The sequence below is a fragment of the Rhodothermales bacterium genome, assembly GCA_041391505.1.
GTDB lineage: Bacteria > Bacteroidota > Rhodothermia > Rhodothermales > JAHQVL01 > JAWKNW01.
Map to the genome: position 1 here is coordinate 31,944 of JAWKNW010000001.1, position 17,657 is coordinate 49,600.

Here is a 17,657-nt window from a genome sequence, read left to right on the forward strand (position 1 = left end):
CCTAGACGCCCAGTACCTGGAACTGCGACCCCAGAACGGGGTGTTTCTCGACCTCGATGCGGACCGGAAACGCCTCTTTGAGCTGTTCGAGATGCGTGATGACGAGGATCTTGTCGAAATCGTCCTGGATGACCTGAATGGCCTCGATCAGGTTCTGAATGCCCTGCTCGTCTTGCGTGCCAAAGCCTTCATCGATCCCGAGGGTGCGGATGCGCACGCCCTGGCGCTCGGCCAGCAGCTGCGAGAGCGCGATCCGCAGCGCGAAGTTGACCCGGAATGCCTCGCCGCCTGAAAACGTCTCGTAAGGCCGGGCGACGCCCTGTTCATCCGTGATGATGATCTCCAGCGTTTCCTTCGTGCCGCCCGTTTTTTTGTCCTTGAGCGTTTCCAGCCGCACGTGCATGCGCCCGTCCGACAGCCGATCCAGCAGCGCGTTGGCGCGCACTTCGATGTCGGGCAGCGTCTCTTCGATGATCAGGGAAGGGATGCCGTTTTTTCCGAAGGCGGCGCGCAGATGCCGGTAGAGCCGGCGTTCGTGCTCGGTTTCCTTCAGCGTCGTTCGGGCCTCCTTGAGTTCGATGCGATCCCGCTCGAAGCGCTCCAGTTGCGCGTTGAGTTCACCGCTTCGGACATCCATCTCCCGGAGGCGGGCCGCGATCGCCTCGCGGCGCTCCCTCCGCTCGGCGGCATCCCGCTGGAGCGTCTCAATATCCGGCAGCGCCTTCGTGAGCGCCTCGAGGTGTTTGCGCAGCGTAAGGTGTTCCGTCTCGACGCCGGCGCGCCGCTGTTCAAGACGGCCGCGCTGCTCGTTCCAGGCCGGCAGCTGGAGGCGCGCATCCGCGAGGGCCTTGTAGTCCAGGCCGGCTTGCCCGAGGGTGCGCAGCTCCTGGCGGATCGCATCGAAGCGCTCGGGATCGAACCCGATCGCTGCCAGCTGCTCGCGCAACCGCGCCAGCGCCGTCTGCGACGCGCGCACCGCCTCTCCGGACACGAGCGCCTCGCGCGCCTCGGCCAGATCGCGCCGAACCCGATCCAGCTGTTTACCGCTCGTTTCGTGGCGCGCCTCGAGTTGCAGTAGAAAACGCCGGCGCTCCTCGTCGTGCTGGAGCCGGGCGCGCTGGGTACGCGCCGCTTCCAGCGCCTGCTCGTCGATCGCGATGGCATCGCGGGCGGCCAGGGCGGCGTCGAGTTCCGTGCGCTGGGCTTCGCCGAACGCATGGCGGTCGATCTGTCGCGTCAGCTCGCCCAGCCGATCCTCGACCTGATCGAACTCGACCTGACGCCGTTCGAGATCCGCTCCCTGGGCATCCGCGGCTACCAGCTGATCGGCCAGGGTCGAGAGCCGCTGTTGCTCCTCCCGCGCGTCCCGGTAGCGGCCCCGCAGGTCGTCGCGCCGCTTTTCCTGCTCCGCGATCCAGTCCCGCGCCTCCCGAAGCGCCTTTTCCAGCGCAAGCCGTTCGGCATCGTACTGCGCTCGGACCGTATCGCGGTGCGCCGCCGTCAGCGGCTGCCCACAGGTCGGGCAATCCCCTTCGGCCGCCGCTTCGATGAGGCGGGTTTTGCCGGCGAGGCGCTGGATCTCCGCCTCGGTCCCCTCGATCATGCCCTCCTTCTGACGGATGGCTTCTTTGATCGCCTGCCCCTCGCTCATCAGCGACTCGGCCAGCCGGTCCACCTCCTCTTTCCGCGCGAGTTCATGCGCCAGCCGGTCCCGCGCCGTTTCCCACTGCCGGCGTTCCTGCTCGAAACCGCGCCGGCGCGCCAGCTGTTGCGCGAGCTGGCGCTGCTCGCCCACCAACGCCTCGCGGAGCCCGACGAGGGTCTGCTCAAGCCGGCTGACGGTCTCCTGCAGCGCGTTCCGCTGCTCGACGGCCGCGAGCAAGCGATCGACCTCACCCGAGGCGCGCTTCGCCGCCTCAATGTTGCGCAGGACCTCGGGCAGTTCGCGCAGCTGCAATTCCATGTCACGCCGGCTCTCGTCGAGACCGCGCTCCTCGATCTCGAGCGCATGGATTTTCTTCTCAAGCCCCGTCACCGTCTCCCGCAAGGTGTGGGTGCGCTGCTCGATCTGTTTCTCGACGCCGCGGTACAGGTCGCGTTTCTCATCGAGCGCGTCGCGTTCCACCTGGAGGGTTTGCAACCGTTCGTAGGCCGACTCGATGGCCTCGGCCTTCGCCAGGATGGCCTCCGCGCCCGCGATCTGCCGGGTGAGTTCGGCCGCGCTTTCGTCGATGTGCGTCCGTTCGCTCGCGAGGCGCTGCAAGGTCGCCTGCGTGGCGTCTCGTTCCCGCAACTTGCCTTCCTGTTCGGCGAGAAGCCGTAACGCCTCGGCCTCGCCGGCCGCCGCTTCCTCGAGCAGGGCCGTGCCGGCCTCGATTTCCGCCTGCAGCGCGTCGCGATCCTGCCGGCATGCCGCCTCCGCTTCGAGGGAGCGCCCGAGCCGTTCGATCGCCTCGTTGAGCCGGTCCGCCGTTTCAGAATAGACACGCTCCCGATCGCGCGCAGCCAGGGACAGCCGTTCGTATTTTTCCAGGTTCAGGATACGGGCGAGGATGTCCTTGCGTTCGTTGGGGCGCTTTTTGGTAAACTCATCCGAGCGTCCCTGGAGGAGGAACGCCGAGTTGATGAAGGTCTGATAATCCAGGCCGAGGAGTTCATCCAGCACCTCCTGCGTCTCGCGGATGGAGGCCCTCGTCAGCGGCTTGCCCTGGTCGGGCGACTCCCCCATGACGTGGAGTTCGAGTTCCGGTTTGCTGGTTTTCCCCGAGGCCGACCGGGCGTAGCCGCGCAGGACGCGGTAGCGTGTGCCCTCTACGTCGAACACCAGCTCGACCCGCATGCGGGTAGCCCCGATGCGCAGCAGCTCCTCGTCCGGTTTGTGGCTCCCGCTGGATTTTCTCGCTTCGCCCCAGAGCGCCCAGGTTATGGCGTCGAGCAGCGCGGATTTGCCCTGGCCGTTGCGGCCGGAAAGGCAGGCGACGTGGAAGGACTGGAAGTCGAGCGGCTCCGTCTCCGCGCCATAGCTCAGAAAATTGCTAACACGAAGTTCTACCGGAACCATGTCTCATTGCTGGGAAGCCGGCATCGCGCTGTCGCCGGCGCCCTGACCGGCTGCGGCGCCCCCGCGCAGATCGATCCGATTGAGCAGCGGCAGCCGCTCCGAGACATAATTCCACGTCCCGGGCAGCACCGCCGACACGGTGCGGTAGAAGAGCGACGCATCCTGCGTGGCGGGCTCGGGAATCCCCACGAAGCCGAAGACAAAAAAGACCAGGCTCAGGACGAGCGTCGCCTTGAAGGCGCCGATCGCGCCGCCCACCACGCGGTTGATGATGCCCAGCTTCAGCGCCTTGAGAAACGACTCGAGCAGCCGGGAGACCGCGTAGGCGGCCACCTGAATGACGAGAAAGATCGCGACGAACCCGACGATGGGCGCCAGCCCCGGCGAGATGCCCGTGCTCCCTGCCAGGCGTTCGCCGACGGTATGCATGAGCTGGGCGGCGAAGACAAACGCGAAGAGAATGCCCGCCAGGCTGAACAGCTGACGAATGCCGCCGGTCGAAAAACCGCGGGCCAGGCCGATGACGATGACGACCAGAATGACCAGATCCAGGGTACCCATATCGCGAGCGACGTACTGATTCGGCTGGGGGAAGACAGAACGGCCTGGTGGGTCTGCCAGGACGGCCGCGGCCTGCGGGCAGGCGCCGGGACACAACCTACACGTTGCGAGGGCGCGGTGTTTCCGAGGCCGCAAAGTACGTTCGCGGCGCGGAATCGCCAAATGAAATGCACGAGGGGCCGCGTGTGCCGGGGCGAGACGACGAAGCCGCCGGCAACATGCCGGCGGCTTCGTGTTTTTAATCCAGGGTTATTCGTCGAACAGGGCGTCGACGAAGGCTTTGACGCGAGGCGGCGTCTCGTCCGCCATCGCATCGTACGTTTCGTAAAATTGGCGGTAGAACCGCTCGACGGCCGCGGCATCCATGTGCCGCTGGAGGGATCGGTTGACGGTGCCATGCGCGGCCTCGTCGAGCGAAGCGGTAAAACGGACATATCGTTCGATCATGTCGTCGTTCGCTTTCTCCGATGCCAGCCCGTCGAGCGATAGCGTTGGGCGTGAAAACGTATTCGCGAAATGAGCCATAGAGTGAGGGTATGCACCCCTGTGATGATGCCGCGAGCACACACGTGCGCTGCGCAGCGAGCCAGAATGTTGCCTTTCTCCTGAACGATGCATCAGCGGGGTCAATCTGGGGGGAGGCGCTCGCCTGGCCGGGACCGGGCCATACCGCGAACGGACATCACTGATGTCACCAAATGTTCATCGTTCGATCACCAATTCATCGCAGATTGCGGAGGGCGCGGAAACCTCGGTCGGGAGGAAACGCACGCCGACTCCCGATTCTACGGAAAAAAGCCGTACATCCCCACCGCGTTAAAGAAATCTGCTCGCGATGCCGATGACCTGTTTTTGTAAATGAACTTTTTTCAAGGAGTTGCCCCACCACCTAGGAACTTGAAGAACGAGGTGTCGTCATACCCGACATGCCCACCTGACGCAGGGCGAAAGCCGGCTTCAGGCGCCCTATCCCCCGTTCCCAGTTCTTTCGCGTTTTCGCGTAGTGAGTATTTGGCATCAGCATCCACGCAGGGCAGACTGCAGCCTGCGAAGCACCCGTTCGCGCAGCTCTTTCGATCGGTGTTCCGTTTTTCTGTATTGCACCGATCGTGTGACGAGGAGTATGCAACAACTTCGGGAGGTGGTTTCGCTGCCTGACCTTTGCGCTATGCTGCCTGTCTGAAAGGAAATCAAGGACTATGGACAACAACTCGTTCCCGGTAAGTCGCGGTTATTACCAGAATCTTCCCGCGCCCCAGATGGGCCCGCCCGATCCCCGCTTCATGGGCCCCATGTACGGTCGCAAGGAGACCGATGCAAAAACGGCTATCCATGAGGCGCTGGAGATCCTGCGCCTCGGCAAGTGGTACATCATCGGTATCGGCGCCCTGGTGTTCACGGCCGTGGCCATCTTCACCTTCACCACGAAACCGGTGTACGAAGCCAGCACGCTGCTGCTGGTGGACATCAAGGCGTCGGAGAACGAACAGAAGCTGGCGCTCGACTTCGTCAAGGGCACCCAGATCAACGACGCGAAGCTCGCCAACCAGACGCTGATCCTCCAGCAGTCCACGGAGATCGCGAAGCGCACCGCGGACCGCCTCGTCGAAATGCGCACGCTGCCCGTGACGGGCGCGCCGCTGGCCATCCTCGAGGAGAGCACCTCGATTTCCAACCTGGCCCAGTTGCTGCAGGACGAGTACCTCGCCATCAAGCCGGCGAACAGCGACAACAGCGCCGACGCCCTCGTCATCAGCGCGACCAGCAGTTCCGCGGAAGAGGCGGCGCTCATCGCGAACGTCTACGCCGAGGAATACGTCCACCAGACGGAAGACATGAGCAAGGAGCGGCTCACGCAACAGCGGATCTTCCTCGAACAGCAGTTCGCCGAGAAAAAGGTCGAACTCGACGAACTCGAGTCGCGCCTCGCCAACTACATGAACCGGGAGGGCGCCACCGCGCTCGACGATCAGGCCCGCTACACCGTGGCCCAGCTGGCGCAGATGCAGGCCATGCTGGACGACGCCCGCATCGAGCAGAGCATGCACGAGTCGACGCTCCTGACGCTCGAACAGGAATTGATGGATATGCAGCCCCGCCTCACGAACCGCGTCGCCTCCGGCGTCGAGCGCGAACTGGAGCAGGCCCAGGAGCGCATCGCGGATCTCGAAATGCGCGTCGAGCAGATCTATCAGAAATACCCGGAACTGCGCGACAACCCGTCGAGCAACCCGACGCTGCTCGACTACCAGCAGCAGATCACGCAGCTTCGCTCGCGCGTGTACAGCCTCTCGCAGCAGTTCGTGAACGAGGTGATGGACGCCGGCGGCGTCGATCCCCGCTCCGAAGGGCTCAGCATGAATTACCTCGCCAGCCTGAAGCGCAAGATCGCCGACGAGCGCATCGCCATCAGCGGCCAGCAGGCGAAGGTGCGCGGTCTGGAACAGCGGCTCAAGGAATATGACGTCCGCATCAAGACGATCCCGCTCCAGTCGATGGAACTCGCCAAGCTCCAGCGCCAGCAGCAGGCCGCCGAGGAGCTGTACAACATTCTCTCGCAGAAACTCGGACAGATCCGCATCGCGGAGCAGTCGGAGCGCGGCTTCGCGCAGATCATCCGCCACGCCGTGACGCCCGAGGCGCCGGTGAAGCCCAAGAAGGCCGTCAACCTCGCCATGGGCCTCATGCTCGGCCTGATGCTGGGCGTGGGCGCGGCCGTCGCCCGCCGCAAGCTCGACACCCGCGTCTATACGCCGGACGACCTGAACATCAGCGACCTGAACATGATCGGCGTCGTGCCGGACATGCGCCAGCTGATCAAGAAGGAGTTCGGCAAGCGCGCCAAGATCGATTTCGAAGGCCGCGAGATCAGCACCGGCCTCGTCGCCCTCATCGCGCCGATCTCCCCCATCGCGGAAGCGTATCGCCGGCTCTATATCAAGCTGCAGTTCAGCCGGGACGACATGGGGATTCAGAACCTCATGATCACGAGCCCGAAAGCCGGCGCCGGGAAGAGCACGACGTCGCTCAACCTCGCCTTCACGACGGCCCAGGCCGGCAAGCGCACGCTCGTCGTCGACGCCGACCTCCGCCGGCCGTCGCTGCACGACAAACTCGGCCTGCCGGAAGGCCCCAGCCTGCTCGAACTGCTTTCGGAAGACGAGAGCCGCTGGGATTCCGAGCGCTTCTTCACCGGGTTCGAGAACCTCTACGTGATCACCGGCATCCCCGTCTCCCAGCCGGCCGAACTGCTGGGATCCCGGAAGATGATCGATCTCGTGGAGCGATTCCGGAGCGAATTCGATATTATTATCTTCGACACGCCGCCCGTCCTGGGCGCGGTCGACCCCGTGCTGCTCTCTCGTCAGTGTGACGGCGTCATCGTCGTCGCTTCGGCCGACGGGACCGACATGGACTCGCTCAAGCAGTCCATCGACGAGCTGCGCAGCGTGGGCGCCAATGTCCTTGGCACGGTATTGAACCGATTTGACCCGAGCAGCATGTACGGCTATCGAAACACGTACGGATATAGTTACGGTTCGAACAGTTACGTAGCGAGCTAGCCGCGCACGCCCGGGCGCTTATCTCCGTCCGACTCACTTCCAATCATTCTTCTTCCCTCGAGGGAATCACCATGCACAGACGTCAGCGTCGTGCCAGCGCGAATGCCTATGCATTCGCGCTGTGCATGCTTACAGGTTTTTGCGCCATCCAGCCTGCACTCGCCCAGCAGAATTTCGGGCGGATCGAGGACACGGATACCAACATCCGCTCCTACTTCTACTTCGTCGAACCCGGCGCCGCAACGATCCAGGTCTATGCGTACGGAAAGATCGGCGCCCCCGGTGTGTATGTCCTCGAAGAAGGCTCGAACATGGCGCTTCTCCTTGCACTTTCCGGAGGCCCGGTATTCGCGACGAACCCGGATTGGAATCAGACGCCCTACGTGCGGCTGTTCCGTGACCGTGGCGGCGCCCGGACGCAGATCTACGAGTCCACGCTGGACGAGATCCTGAATACGACGACCAACACGCCCGTTCTCCAGGATGGAGATGTCCTGACCCTCGAGGTGGAACAACGCCGGCGCATGAACTGGCGCGACATCTTCACCATCATCAGCCCCATTCTCTCCACGCTTCTCCTCGTCGAGAGGCTCACCCGGAATTGATTTATTTTCATGGTCTCGAAACACGATCGGATCTTTGTGGCCGGCCATCGCGGTCTCGTGGGCTCGGCCATCGTACGCCGGCTGACGGCCGGCGGATATGAGCACATCGTCACCCGCACGCGCCAGGAACTCGACCTGTTGTCCCAGGCGGACGTAGCGGCATTTTTTGCCGCCGAGCGCCCGCACGTCGTCATGCTGGCCGCCGCCAAGGTGGGCGGCATCCTGGCCAACAACTCGTTTCCGGCGGACTTCATCAGCGACAACCTGGTCATTGAAGCCAACATCATCCGCGCGGCCTTCGCCGCCGGCGTCAAGCGGCTCATTTTCCTCGGCAGCTCCTGCATCTATCCCAAGCTGGCACCGCAGCCGCTGAAGGAAGAGTACCTGCTTACCGGTCCGCTCGAACCGACCAACGAATGGTACGCCATCGCCAAGATCGCCGGGATCAAACTGTGCCAGGCCTACCGCAAGCAACATGGCTGCGATTATTTCAGCATGATGCCCACCAACCTGTATGGGCCGCGCGACAACTTCGACCTCAAGTCCAGCCACGTCCTCCCCGCCCTGATCCGTAAATTCCACGAGGCGCGGGGCGCGGACGGCACGCCGGACGCCCCGGTCACGTTATGGGGCACCGGAACGCCGCTTCGGGAATTCCTGTATGTCGACGATCTCGCCGACGCGACGGTCTACGCGATGGAACAGCCGGCGGAAGCGATTTACCGGGTGGCGCCGGACGGCATTCTCAATGTCGGCGTCGGGCACGATCTTTCCATACGGGAACTGGCCGAGCTCGTGCGCGAGGTCGTGGGCAGCGCGAGCCCGATCGAGTACGACGCCACGAAGCCGGACGGAACGCCCCGGAAACTGATGGACGTTTCGCGCATGACGACCCTCGGCTGGACGGCCAGGACATCCCTCAAAGAGGGCATTCGCCTCTCGTACGAGTGGTTCCAGGATCATTATCTCGCCGTATGACGCCGCGCCCTCACGCGCCGGCGGACCCGAGTCAATCCAAGTAATCCAATAATCTCTATAGATTTGCACTCATGAAAAAACCCTGTGCACTGATCACCGGCATCACCGGTCAGGATGGCGCCTATCTGGCCGAGCTGCTCCTCAAAAAAGGCTATGAAGTCCACGGCATCAAGCGCCGCGCGAGTTCCTTCAACACCCAGCGTATCGATCACCTCTATGTCGACCCGCACGTCGACAGTGCGCGCTTTTTTCTCCACTACGGCGATCTGACGGACTCGACGAACCTGATCCGTATCGTCCAGGAGGTGCAGCCCACTGAGATTTACAACCTGGCCGCCCAGAGCCACGTCCAGGTAAGCTTCGAGACGCCGGAATATACCGCCAACGTCGACGCCGTCGGGACGCTGCGCCTCCTCGAGGCCATCCGCATCCTCGGACTGCAGGACACGACGCGGTTCTACCAGGCGTCGACGAGCGAGCTGTACGGCAAGGTCCAGGCCGTTCCGCAGAGCGAGACCACCCCGTTTTATCCGCGCAGCCCGTATGCCGCCGCGAAGCTGTACGCCTACTGGATCACGGTGAACTATCGCGAGGCGTACAACATGTTCGCCTGCAACGGCATCCTCTTCAACCACGAGAGCCCGCTTCGCGGCGAGACCTTCGTCACGCGCAAGATCACCCGGGCGGCGGCGCGTATCCACCTGGGTCTGCAGAAGCAGCTTTATCTCGGCAACCTCGACGCCAAGCGCGACTGGGGCCATGCCCGCGACTACGTCGAAGGGATGTGGCGCATGCTGCAGCAGGATCAGCCGGACGATTACGTGCTGGCCACCGGAAAAACCACCACCGTCCGCGACTTCTGCACGGCCGCGTTTGCGTCCGTCGGCATCACCGTCGCCTGGAAGGGTTCGGACGAGGATGAAAAAGGCTACCGGACCGACAACGGCGAAGTCGTGGTCGAGGTAGATCCGCGTTATTACCGTCCGACGGAAGTCGACCTCCTGCTCGGCGACCCGGCCAAGGCCAGGGCCGTTCTCGGCTGGGAAGCCACCTGCACGCTCGACGAGATGGTGCGCGACATGGTCGACTCGGACCTGGAAGCGGCTCGTGATGAACTCACCTTGCGTGAACGTCACGTCGCCTGATCCCCGTACGAATGGACGCACCTGAGTCTGTTTCACGCAGGCAATTTCTCCAGGCCGTAGGCACGCTTGGAGCGACGGGCCTCGGCAGCAGCCTTCTACTTTCCGCGTGCGCACCCACGGCGAGTGACCGTCCTCCCGGGACGTCAATCTCGGCCGCTGGCGTGCGCACGGTCGTTGTGGACGATTTCGCCCGAGAGGATGCCCTCGGCCTCGGCGACGGGTGGGAATCGGTCAACCCCGGGTACTGGCGGATAGAAAACCAGCGGATGCGCCGGCGCCTCGAAAACATGGGCGACCGCCGGCCAACCGACTCGTTTCCCTGGCACTGGCGCAATCGCGGCGATCAGCACATGCCGATCGACTACGATGTGTCGCTGCCGTACGGCATGATCTGGCGGCGCGACTGGTGGCTGCGGGGCAACTACAGCATTCAGCTCGACTTTACGATCCACGCCGTGCCGGCCTACCGGGAAGGCACCCCGAACCGGCAGGACCGCCCCGGCTACGCCCTCTTCGGCCTCTGCTTCGGCTCCGAGTGCCTCAACGAGAGCTGGACCGGCAGCCAGGAAGGCGATTCGTTTATCGATCGGCTGCTTCCGGGCAGCGCCGGCGACTCCGCCGCGTGGATGGCGATCTGGACGGACGACGGCCGGTTCGGGGTGTATCCGCACACCGCCGATACGCTGAAGCCGGTGGACAGCCGGGCCGAAATCCGGACGCGTCCACCCCGGGAAGGCGACACCGGCTCCATCCTCCTCTTCGTCGACGGTACGGATCCCCGGTACGCCTCGATCGAAGCCATGTTGTTCTACGACGACACGTGGCATTCCGTCACCGTGCCGAATGCGAACCGCGAAGCCTACACGGAAGGCTTTTTCGGCGTCGTCGGGCGCGGCATGCTCGACATGTCCTTCAGTCAGCTCATGCTGGCGCCGCGCGACAACGAGATGCTGGAGACTCCGCTCAACGAGCTCCATGTGGCCTATGCCCTGCTCGATTCCCTGCGGGAGGAAGACGGTATATGGCGCTGCACGTTCATGGCGCTTTTCCGGAACGAGGGCGGCGTGGCCCAGTTGCGGATCGCGGACACGGAGACGCCGGCGGCCGGCTGGGAATCGATCCCGCTCGCGGCCGAGGCGCCCGTGATCACGAACGCCTACCGCCGCAACACGGCGGTACTCGAGGCCATCCTGCCCTTCGACCCGTCCTCCAGAACCCTGTACTACACGGTCTGGAAAAACGGCATCGATTACACCGCCGACCCGCGCATCGGGACGGCCAGCGTGGGCGCCGGCACAGGTTTTATCGGGACCGTGCCTTCCAGCGGCCTCTATACGGGCCGCTTACCGCGCCTGGAGGCGCCCTACAAGCTCTGCGGACTGAGCTGCCACTCCATCCACGCCAACGGCCCCAACCTGCCCCGCGCCGAAAAGTACCAGGCGTGGTACGTGCACGACCAGCCGACGCCCGAGGGGTACCAGCATCTCGAAGCCTACGACTTCCAGATCATGCTCTGGGAAGACGACGTGTGGTACCTCGAACTGATGTTTCCGCCGCCCAGCGCCGACGACGCCTACAAGGTGATCACCACCACCCTCGCCGGCCCGACTACGCGCTGGCAGATGATGCGGCACTGGAACGTGGTCAACCCCGGCGATCACGACTACGGGATGGACGACGTGAAGGGCCCCGAGCAACGGCTCGTCCGCCAGGAAGACGACCTCGGGCAGGATGCCGCCTACATGCGCCGCAACTTCCAGATGGTGCGCCACCTGATGAGCGGCGATGAAAACCCGGATCCGACCGCCAACCCGCGCAACTGGCGCCGATGGCGTTCGCCGGCCGGCGATTTTTCGCTCTACATCATGGACGCCCGCCTCTGGCGCACCTCGCAGGACACGCGGATCTGGGACGACAACGGCTGGGGGCACAAACCGCATCTGTACGACCGTACCGATCCCACGCGGACGCTCCTCGGCGAAGAACAGTTCGCCTGGCTGCAGCAGAACGTGCGGACCGACGCGTCGCCGCTCATTTGCGTGACCGGGATCAACGGCCTCCACACCATCTGGTCGGGCGTGGAGCGCGACGACGACACGCGGCTGATGTTCAACCAGGACGATCGCGTCACCGCCGATTACGCCGGCTGGGTGGCCGCCGGCTCCGATCGCGTGCTCGAGCTCTTCGGCAGCCGCGACGGCATCGTCACCGTCTACGGCGACGTCCACAACGGCTGCATCATGAAGAACACCCATCAGGGGGTGGCAGAGTGCTGCTTCGGACCCATCGGGCGCAATTCGGGGCGGACGCCGAAGGAAAACTTCGGCCGGCAGATGACCGACTACGACGGCCGCCCGCTGGAAGTCAGCGCGCTGTACCACGAGGACTACCATTCGCCCGACCTCGACGAGGCCAGCGGCCCGTTTTACTGGAATTTCCTGGAGATGGCTTTCGACCCGCGGCCGGCCGACCCCGTGGCCCGGCTGGCCATCCGCAACCTGGTGGACGCGCCCGACGACACGCCGCGCGGCGGAGGGTCGCTCACGCTGCCCGGCTCGGCCATGGGACGGCCGCGCACCAGCCGGCTGCCCGACCTCGTCACGCTTCCCCTGGCCGACGTCCAGCTGGCCCGTCTGACCGGCGAGCCCGTCCGCGCCTTCCGCTCCGATGCGGCCGGCCGGCTGCGGGGCGCCACCCTGATCGATATCCCACCCGACACCGCACTGGTCATGACGGCCCACAGTTCATCCAATGCGGAGGCCAGAATCATCCAAAGCTTGCCGCTTTAGACGAAACAAAACAGCGCCTGTGGCACTGTACTTGTTCGTCGATAACGCATCCAGTTCGAGCCGTGACGACCTAGAGGACGTGCGCGGAGTGCCTTCCTCCTTCACCCAAATTCAAACGCATCGAATACCATGTCCAGCCTGCTTGAAAAAAGCTCAAGCCGGCGTTCGCCGTTAGAAATCAGCGCGGTCGTACTCATCGCGCTGTCGTTCTTTGCGTTCCTCGTTTTCGGCGGTGAAAAGGTCGTTCTGATGCTGAACGGCCTGTGTTTCGCCTTCGGGCTCGTGCTCATCGCCTATAAATACCACTGGGTGATGCTCCTGCTCTGGGGTCTTTCCACCCAGCTCATGGTCGAGATGGTGATCTGGGACTACTCCAACTACGTGGAACCCTCGATCAGCGTCGGCGGCGGGGTCGACATGCTCTACGGAGACCCGGTCCTCTTTGCCATGCTGGCGGCCATGGCCATCAAGGTTTTCAGCGGGGATTATCGGGCAAAAAATGTCCTGCTCCGGGAAAATGTGTGGTGGACTATTTTTATGGGGTGGATGGTCTTCGAGCTCGCCCGGTCCATGATGATGTTCGGCATCGTCAGCCCGATCGGCGAGTTTCGGACGTATTTCCGCGAGATCCTGATCGTCCCGTATGTGGTCATTTTCGCTAGGAGCCGGCAGGATCAATGGCGCGTCTTCCAGATCCTGCTGCTGATGACGCTCTCGTTCATCGTCATCGGCCTGTTTCGCGGGGGCTATGTCCACCATTTCTCTTTCAACGCGTACGCCAAGTGGCTTTACCAGCACGGCTCGCTCGCGCTCCTCTGGGGGACGCTCGCCATTTTCCTGATGAAGCAGTTCGGGTTCTGGTGGCGCAGCAACGTCCTGCTCGCCGGCCTGATCGGCATCTCCATGGCGCTCACGATCATCGCCAGCCACCGTTCCGTCTGGCTGGCCGCGATCGTCTCCCTCTTCGTCCTGTTCATGATGGGCTATTTTCGGATGGGGATGGTGATGAAGCTGGCGTTTATCGCCATCGTCGGCACGATCACGCTGGGGCTGGTCTATGATGATCTCAACCTGTTCGGGTATATTGGAGAGCGCATGACGGCGTTGACGGCGCCTTCCGAGGACCAGACCGCCAGCTGGCGCTACTACCTGTGGATGGATGCCCTGGCGCAAAGCAAGGCGCACATACTCGAGGGCAAGGGGCTCGGCAACTACTTTCAGTTACGGTCGCCGACCGGATCGATAGTAACAGCGATGCTCCACAATCAATATATCCAGTTATTGTACCAGATCGGCGTCATTGGGCTCATCCTCTACCTCATGTTTGCCCTGCAAACCCTCGTCCGTCTGCGCAGGACGTACAAGGAAACGCTCGATCCCTTTTACAAGATGACCGCGCTGCTGAGTTTTGTGGTGCTGATCGGCGCGTCCGCCTATTATGTCGCCTACGACTTCGAGCCCTTTACCTGGTTGTTCGTCGGGATGGGGCTTGCGGTAGCGCAGAATCATGCCGAGGAAAAGGAGGCTGCGCGTCTGTATTATCGTGCCTATTACGCCCAGAATCGCATCTGACCCCCCCTTCGACCCGCTCCTAGAGCGTTCGTGACGAATCAGCGATGAAAAAAGCATTTATAAATTCGCTTCCCAAGTCCGGCACACACCTGACGGCGAAGTGCCTCAAATTGATGGGGTATTCCGAGCGCAACCACATTGGTTCGGCGCAGGTCCTCAATCCGGGGCTCGTAAGCAAAGTGCGCCGGCTCTCCATGATGCCGATGCGTCAGGGCTATCTCGTCGGGATCGACACGCCGGTCGAGATCGCGCGCAGCACCGTGCATCGCATGCTGAAAAGCGCGCCGAGCCGTTCGTTTTTCACCGCGCATGTCGGCTACTCGACCGCCCTGCTCGACGCCGTCGTCGCGCACGACATCACGCCGATCATCGTATTCCGGGATCCCCGCGCGGTGCTCGTCTCGTTCGTGCATTACGTCGCCCAGCGCAAGGAGCACGTCCTGCACGGAGAGTATTCAAAGCTCTCGCTCGAGGACCGGTTCGAGGCCGTTCTCAACGGCCGGCGCTTTGCGAACGCGTATCTTGAGCCGCTGCGGATTCGCTGCCTGGCGCTCGAAGGCTGGCTGACGTCCGAGCACACGCTCAAGATCCGTTTCGAGGATCTCGTGGGCAATCGCGGCGGCGGCTCGGACGAGATACAGCGGGACACGCTGCGCCGGCTGTCCGAGGCCCTCGATATTCCCAACCCGCCCATCGACCAGGTGGTCGGCGAGCTGTTCGGGCCAGGACGGCACACGTTTCGCAAGGGACAGATTGCATCCTGGCAGGAAGAAATCCCGGCGGACCTGCTGTCGGCCGTGGATCAGAAGGTGGGGGATATCATCGAAAGATGGGGCTATGTCGACCTCTACAAGGAACTGGACACCCTGGCATCTTCTTAATATTCCGGTAGCCAGAAGCTATTTATTCACTTTATTTTGCGAGTACACGACGCCCCTCAGGACCCACACGGCGGGCGCGTCCCTACCCTTCGCAACCCGTATTTGAGAATGCAGATCCAGGCCCGTTCGGGTTTCGCGGGAGAGTTTCTAGCTCGAATCCGCAGCAAAGGGCTCGTTGCCCAACTCGTTCGCGGGTCGAGCGGAGGCTTTGTTGCGCGCATTGCCTCCGCGGGCGTGGCGTTTCTTTCGACCGGGGTACTCACGAACCATCTGGGGCCGGCCTACGGCGACTACTCGTATGCGCTCGCCTGGCTGACGGTCCTGGCCACCGTCGGCCGTCTGGGATTCAACAAATCCGCCATTCGTTATCTCGCTGCCTACCGGGGTCAGGAGGACTGGGCCCGCATCCGCGGGTTCATGGTGTTCTGCCGGCGGACCACGTACCTGATCTCGTGCGGCGCCACCTTGCTCGGCGCATCCATCCTGTGGCTCTTCTGGGATCCTATCAGCGCCTATTACGGGGGCGATACCTTCCTGAAGACGATGATGCTGGCCTTGCTTTCGCTGCCGCTGCTCTCCTATCTGCAGGTGAGCGAAGGCGTGCTGGATGGCTTCAAGCGCGTGGCGCAGTCGCAGGTGCCGCTTCGCATCGCCCGGCCGGGGCTTATCGCCCTGTTCACGCTGGCGGTGTACAGCTGGACGACGATGGGGCGCATCGATTCGGGTGCGGGCTCGGAGTACATCTCCGCCGAGTTCTCGATGGTGATCAACCTCGCCGCCACGCTGCTCGCCCTGATCCTCGCCGGCCTGATGGTGCGCCGCACGCTGCCGGCCGAGACCCGGACGGCGACGCCCGTCTACGACAACAAGAACTGGTACACCACGTCTCGGGACATGATGTGGACCTCCGGGTTCAACCTCGTCATTTTCGAGGCGGACCTTATCCTCCTGGGTCTCATTTCAGGTACCGATGATGTAGGGATCTTCAACGTCGCCTCGAAGGTGGCCCAGTTGCTCATCATCGCGCTGACGGCGACGAACGCCATTCTCTACCCGATCACGGCCGATCTTTTCTCACGCAGCAAGCTCAGCGACCTGCAAAAGATCGTTACCATCGGCGCGAATGCCGTGTTTGCGGTAGCCATCATGGGGGCCGTCGTGCTGTATTTCGGCTCCGCGTACATGGAGGCCATCTTCGGCGAAGGCTTCGGGGCGGCGGCGCCGCTGCTCAAGGTGCTTATTCTCGGCCAGATCGTCAACGCGTTCACCGGGCCGGCGCTGCTGCTGCTGAACATGACCGGCCACCAGCGCGACTCGGCCAAGATCATGGGGTTTACGGCGATCATCAACGTCACGCTGAACGTAGGGCTGATCACGGCCTACGGCGCCATCGGCGCGGCCTACGCCACGGCGCTGTCGATCATCCTGTGGAATACCATCGCCGCGTTTGTCGTCTGGTACCGGCTTAAAATCGTCTCCGTCGCCCTGTATCGTCCGAAAAAAGGCCCTTCCGCGTCGTGAGCGAATCCGTACAGCCCATTTTCCTGTTCTCGCTGCCCCGAAGCGGCTCGACGCTCCTCCAGCGTATCCTCGCCAAACACACGGCCATCGACACCGCGGCCGAGCCCTGGGTGTTGCTGCCCCTCACGAGCGCCCTGCGCAGCGAGGGCATTTATACCAGCTACGACCAGAACGCCGTCGTCGAGGCGGTAAAGGACTTCTACACCGCGATGCCCAGCGGGCGCGCCTCTTTCCTCGAGGGCATGCGGGAGTTCGCCCTGCGCCTGTATACCGATCGCGCGCGGCCGGGATCACGTTTTTTCCTCGACAAGACGCCTCGTTATCACCTCATCCTGGACGAGATTTTCGAGCTGTTTCCGGATGCACGGTTTGTCTTCCTCTGGCGCAATCCCCTCTCCGTCATCTCCTCGATGCTCGACACGTGGCATCGGGGGCACTGGTACCTCTATTTCTTCAAAATTGACCTGTACGAGGGGTTTGAGCGCCTGTTCGCCGCGCATGAGAAATATGAGAATCGGGCCTTCAGCATTCGTTATGAAGACTTAATATCCGAGCCCGAACTATCTTGCAATGAACTGTGTACGTATCTCGGTCTCCCGTTCGAGCCGGCCATGATCGCAGACTTTCAGAGCGTGAAGCTGGCCGGCGAAATGGGCGACCCCACAGGCGTCAAGGCCTACAGGTCTATCAGTGACCGTTCTCTGGAAAAATGGAAACAATCGCTCAGGAACCCCCTCCGCAAATGGTGGTGCCGGCGGTATCTGAACTGGCTCGGGGCTGAACGCCTCGCCACGCTCGGCTACGATATCGAGGCGCTTCGTCAGGAGCTTGACACGATCCCTTTTTCGCTGAAACGGACGGGCGGAGACATCGCCCGCATGTCATACGGCCTTATCTACCAATTTCTGGAACTCCGTTTGCTCCAGGACAAGCTTAGACGTCTCCCCCAGTTACGACGCGTGCATCCGCACCTTTAGTACG

General features: G+C 62.9%; 12 protein-coding genes. 9 read left to right on the plus strand and 3 right to left on the minus strand.

Translation table 11 applies throughout. The features are described from left to right. Position 1 precedes the first annotated feature (1 nt). The 3 genes from R2834_00145 to R2834_00155 all read right to left on the minus strand — a co-directional run bounded on the left by R2834_00145 (position 2) and on the right by R2834_00155 (position 4,147). On the minus strand, positions 2-3,061 hold the full coding sequence (locus R2834_00145; GenBank protein MEZ4698709.1) for an SMC family ATPase: 3,060 nt from the start codon (positions 3,059-3,061) through the stop codon (positions 2-4). Positions 3,062-3,064: 3 nt separating this feature from the next. Next, the gene (locus tag R2834_00150; GenBank protein ID MEZ4698710.1) at positions 3,065-3,622 is read right to left on the minus strand and encodes a CvpA family protein; all 558 of its coding nucleotides are present in this window, start codon (positions 3,620-3,622) and stop codon (positions 3,065-3,067) included. A 249-nt stretch (positions 3,623-3,871) separates the two neighbouring features. Beyond that, positions 3,872-4,147, minus strand: coding sequence for a hypothetical protein (locus tag R2834_00155; GenBank protein ID MEZ4698711.1), 276 nt, complete (start codon positions 4,145-4,147; stop codon positions 3,872-3,874). Positions 4,148-4,821: 674 nt separating this feature from the next. Here R2834_00155 and R2834_00160 point away from each other — a divergent pair. The 9 genes from R2834_00160 to R2834_00200 all read left to right on the plus strand — a co-directional run bounded on the left by R2834_00160 (position 4,822) and on the right by R2834_00200 (position 17,653). Continuing rightward, a complete protein-coding gene (locus R2834_00160) occupies positions 4,822-7,185 on the plus strand; it encodes a polysaccharide biosynthesis tyrosine autokinase (protein ID MEZ4698712.1) in 2,364 nt (787 codons plus the stop codon). Between the two features lie 125 nt (positions 7,186-7,310). Further along, positions 7,311-7,790 (plus strand): hypothetical protein, encoded by a 480-nt coding sequence (locus R2834_00165; protein MEZ4698713.1) that lies wholly within the window; start codon positions 7,311-7,313, stop codon positions 7,788-7,790. 9 nt (positions 7,791-7,799) lie between these two features. Then, positions 7,800-8,768 carry a GDP-L-fucose synthase gene (locus R2834_00170; protein MEZ4698714.1) on the plus strand — a complete coding sequence of 323 codons (969 nt, stop codon included), beginning with the start codon at positions 7,800-7,802 and terminating at the stop codon, positions 8,766-8,768. 71 nt (positions 8,769-8,839) lie between these two features. Next, positions 8,840-9,913 carry a GDP-mannose 4,6-dehydratase gene (gmd, locus tag R2834_00175; GenBank protein ID MEZ4698715.1) on the plus strand — a complete coding sequence of 358 codons (1,074 nt, stop codon included), beginning with the start codon at positions 8,840-8,842 and terminating at the stop codon, positions 9,911-9,913. A gap of 161 nt (positions 9,914-10,074) precedes the next feature. Then, on the plus strand, positions 10,075-12,702 hold the full coding sequence (locus R2834_00180; GenBank protein ID MEZ4698716.1) for an alkaline phosphatase D family protein: 2,628 nt from the start codon (positions 10,075-10,077) through the stop codon (positions 12,700-12,702). Positions 12,703-12,831: 129 nt separating this feature from the next. After that, the gene (locus R2834_00185; GenBank protein ID MEZ4698717.1) at positions 12,832-14,274 is read left to right on the plus strand and encodes an O-antigen ligase family protein; all 1,443 of its coding nucleotides are present in this window, start codon (positions 12,832-12,834) and stop codon (positions 14,272-14,274) included. 44 nt (positions 14,275-14,318) lie between these two features. Then, positions 14,319-15,155: a sulfotransferase domain-containing protein gene (locus R2834_00190; GenBank protein MEZ4698718.1), complete on the plus strand. Its 837-nt coding sequence runs from the start codon at positions 14,319-14,321 to the stop codon at positions 15,153-15,155. Positions 15,156-15,263: 108 nt separating this feature from the next. After that, entirely contained in the window at positions 15,264-16,676 is a 1,413-nt protein-coding gene (locus R2834_00195; GenBank protein MEZ4698719.1) for an oligosaccharide flippase family protein, read from the plus strand. Beyond that, a complete protein-coding gene (locus R2834_00200) occupies positions 16,673-17,653 on the plus strand; it encodes a sulfotransferase (protein MEZ4698720.1) in 981 nt (326 codons plus the stop codon). The genes R2834_00195 and R2834_00200 overlap by 4 nt, the downstream gene beginning before the upstream one ends. Positions 17,654-17,657: the final 4 nt, after the last annotated feature.

Excerpts from the sequence above, each read along its gene's own strand:
- R2834_00145 (MEZ4698709.1), bottom strand. The coding sequence starts at position 3,061 with ATGGTTCCGGTAGAACTTCGTGTTAGCAATTTTCTGAGCTATGGCGCG.
- R2834_00150 (MEZ4698710.1), bottom strand. The coding sequence starts at position 3,622 with ATGGGTACCCTGGATCTGGTCATTCTGGTCGTCATCGTCATCGGCCTG.
- R2834_00155 (MEZ4698711.1), bottom strand. The coding sequence starts at position 4,147 with ATGGCTCATTTCGCGAATACGTTTTCACGCCCAACGCTATCGCTCGAC.
- R2834_00160 (MEZ4698712.1), top strand. The coding sequence starts at position 4,822 with ATGGACAACAACTCGTTCCCGGTAAGTCGCGGTTATTACCAGAATCTT.
- R2834_00165 (MEZ4698713.1), top strand. The coding sequence starts at position 7,311 with ATGCTTACAGGTTTTTGCGCCATCCAGCCTGCACTCGCCCAGCAGAAT.
- R2834_00170 (MEZ4698714.1), top strand. The coding sequence starts at position 7,800 with ATGGTCTCGAAACACGATCGGATCTTTGTGGCCGGCCATCGCGGTCTC.
- gmd (MEZ4698715.1), top strand. The coding sequence starts at position 8,840 with ATGAAAAAACCCTGTGCACTGATCACCGGCATCACCGGTCAGGATGGC.
- R2834_00185 (MEZ4698717.1), top strand. The coding sequence starts at position 12,832 with ATGTCCAGCCTGCTTGAAAAAAGCTCAAGCCGGCGTTCGCCGTTAGAA.
- R2834_00190 (MEZ4698718.1), top strand. The coding sequence starts at position 14,319 with ATGAAAAAAGCATTTATAAATTCGCTTCCCAAGTCCGGCACACACCTG.
- R2834_00195 (MEZ4698719.1), top strand. The coding sequence starts at position 15,264 with ATGCAGATCCAGGCCCGTTCGGGTTTCGCGGGAGAGTTTCTAGCTCGA.